The organism is Frankia sp. CcWB2 (genome assembly GCF_977927585.1).
In genome coordinates, this window is the sequence record NZ_CDWRCM010000312.1 from 1 (window position 1) to 2909 (window position 2909).

Annotated in this window: 1 protein-coding gene; it reads left to right on the forward strand. The window is 69.7% G+C overall.

What is annotated here, in order from left to right; genetic code table 11:
• Positions 1-418 precede the first annotated feature (418 nt).
• Complete coding sequence (locus ACY45C_RS20985; protein WP_462189271.1) at positions 419-2647, forward strand: NADP-dependent isocitrate dehydrogenase; 2229 nt, start codon at positions 419-421, stop codon at positions 2645-2647.
• The last annotated feature ends 262 nt before the right edge of the window (positions 2648-2909 follow it).

The following is a 2909-nucleotide window of genomic DNA, read 5'->3' on the forward strand; positions in this document are numbered from 1 at the left end:
CCCAAACAGACCCTAGCACCTGCCCGACACTTTCCCAACACCTGCCCGGCGCCGTCCCACCCGCACCCGGTTGCCGGCGGCTGATCCGGATGTGGCGGCCGCGGTCGCCGAGGAAATAAGCTACATCGGCCCCCACCGCGGCGAGTCCGGAGGAGATGGTCGCGTTGCGTTTGGAGAGGTTGGCCCCGAGGTTGGCTCCATGGCCGGCGAGCCGGGCCGTCCGGGACCGGCCGGCGACCGCGTGCCCGGGTTGTCCGGAGCGTCACCGAGCCCCGCGCGCGGGGAGAGCCGATATAACGATCATGCTGGTCGGTGGGGTGCCGCTGCCGACAGCCCCGGCCCGGCGAGGACCCCGGTGGAGCGGGCGCTCAGGGCATACCTTGATACCCAGATGAAACAGACGCGAAGCGGAGTATCGGTGACTGACTCGACCATCATCTATACACACACTGACGAGGCTCCGGCCCTGGCGACGTACTCGTTCCTGCCCGTGGTCCAGGCGTACGCCGCGACGGCCGGGGTCAGTGTCGACAGCCGCGACATCTCCCTGGCGGGGCGGATCATCGCCAGTTTCCCCGAGGATCTCGAGGAGGCCCAGCGCGTCGAGGACGCGCTCGCCGAGCTCGGTGAGCTGGCCAGGACGCCCGAGGCGAACATCATCAAGCTGCCGAACATCTCGGCTTCGATTCCGCAGCTGAAGGCGGCGATCGTCGAGCTGCAGCAGCAGGGCTACGCGCTGCCGGACTACCCGGACGACCCGAAGACCGACGAGGAGCGGGAGATCCGCGCCCGTTACGACAAGGTGAAGGGCAGCGCCGTCAACCCGGTGCTGCGCGAGGGCAACTCCGACCGCCGCGCCCCGGCCTCGGTGAAGAACTACGCCCGGACCCACCCGCACCGGATGGGCGCGTGGGCACCCGACTCGAAGACGAACGTCGCCACGATGAGCGCCGACGACTTCCGCTCCACCGAGAAGTCCACGATCATCGCCGAGGCCGGCACGCTGCGCATCGAGCTCGCGGGTGACGACGGCAGCACCACCGTCCTGCTCCCGTCCCTGCCGGTGCTGGTGGGCGAGGTCGTGGACGCGGCCGTCCTGCGGGTGGCCGCGCTGCGCGAGTTCCTCACCGCGCAGATCGCCCGGGCCAAGGCCGAGGGCGTGCTGTTCTCGGTGCACCTGAAGGCCACGATGATGAAGGTCTCCGACCCGATCGTCTTCGGCCACGTGGTACGGGCCTTCTTCCCGAAGACGTTCGTCACCCACGGCGCGACGCTCGCCGCGGCCGGTCTGTCCCCGAACGACGGGCTCGGCGGCATCCTCAAGGGCCTGGAATCGCTGCCCGAGGGCGAGGAGATCAAGGCCTCCTTCGCCGCGGAGCTCGCCGAGGGCCCCGCCCTGGCGATGGTCGACTCCGACCGCGGCATCACCAACCTGCACGTGCCCAGCGACGTCATCGTCGACGCCTCCATGCCGGCCATGATCCGTACCTCCGGCCACATGTGGGGCCCGGACGGCCGGGAGGCGGACACCCTGGCGGTCCTGCCCGACTCGAGCTACGCCGGCATCTACCAGGTCGTCATCGACGACTGCCGGGCGCACGGCGCCTACGACCCCGCGACGATGGGCTCGGTGGCCAACGTCGGCCTGATGGCGCAGAAGGCCGAGGAGTACGGCAGTCACGACAAGACCTTCGAGATCCCTACCACGGGCACGGTGCGGATCGTCGACCAGGCCGGCACCGTGGTGCTGGAGCAGGCGGTCGCCGCCGGCGACATCTTCCGCGCCTGCCAGGCCAAGGACGCGCCGATCCGGGACTGGGTGAAGCTCGCCGTCACGCGCGCCCGCGCCACCGGTGACCCGGCGGTGTTCTGGCTCGACGAGAACCGCGCCCACGACGCGAGGCTGATCGAGAAGGTCCGGGCGTACCTGCCCGAGCACGACACCTCCGGGCTGCGGATCGAGATCAAGGCTCCGGTCGACGCGATCGCGTTCTCGCTGGAGCGGATCCGCCGCGGCGAGGACACGATCTCGGTCACCGGCAACGTGCTGCGTGACTATCTGACCGACCTGTTCCCGATCCTGGAGCTCGGCACGAGTGCCAAGATGCTCTCGGTCGTCCCGCTCATGAACGGCGGCGACCTGTTCGAGACCGGCGCCGGCGGCTCCGCGCCCAAGCACGTCCAGCAGCTGCTCAAGGAGAACTACCTGCGCTGGGACAGCCTGGGCGAGTTCCTGGCGCTCGCGGCCAGCTTCGAGCAGTTCGCGCGGACGACGGGCAACGCGCGTGCCCAGGTGCTCGCCGACACCCTCGACCGCGCGACCGCCACCTTCCTCAACGAGGACAAGTCGCCCAGCCGCCGGCTGGGGGGCCTCGACAACCGCGGCAGCCACTTCTACCTGGCGCTCTACTGGGCGCAGGAGCTGGCCGCGCAGACCGGCGACCCCCGTCTCGCGGAGGCGTTCGCCGGTCTCGCCAAGACGCTCGCCGACGAGGAGAAGGCGATCGTCGACGAACTGATCGCGGTCCAGGGCTCGCCGGCCGACATCGGGGGGTACTACCAGCCCGACCCCGTCAAGGCCGCGGCCGTCATGCGTCCGTCGAAGAGCTTCAACGAGGCCATCGTCAGCCTCACCAGCCTCGGCTGACGAGACCCGAGCGAGGGTCCCACGCCAACGAGGGGGATCCCACGCGATGACGCGATAACGCGATGAGGGGAAGGGCACCGGAGCCCGGGGCCGGACCCCGGTGCCGGGGCCGGTCCGCCGCCAGGCCGCGACCGTGTCGTGACTCCGTGTAGTGCAATGGCCTCCGCCTGTCGCGGAGGAACTTTGCTCCAGTGATGAACCGACATATGGATTGTTATTCCGTCATTGACATGTCCGTCCCCTGAGGTTCATGGGTGGCGCC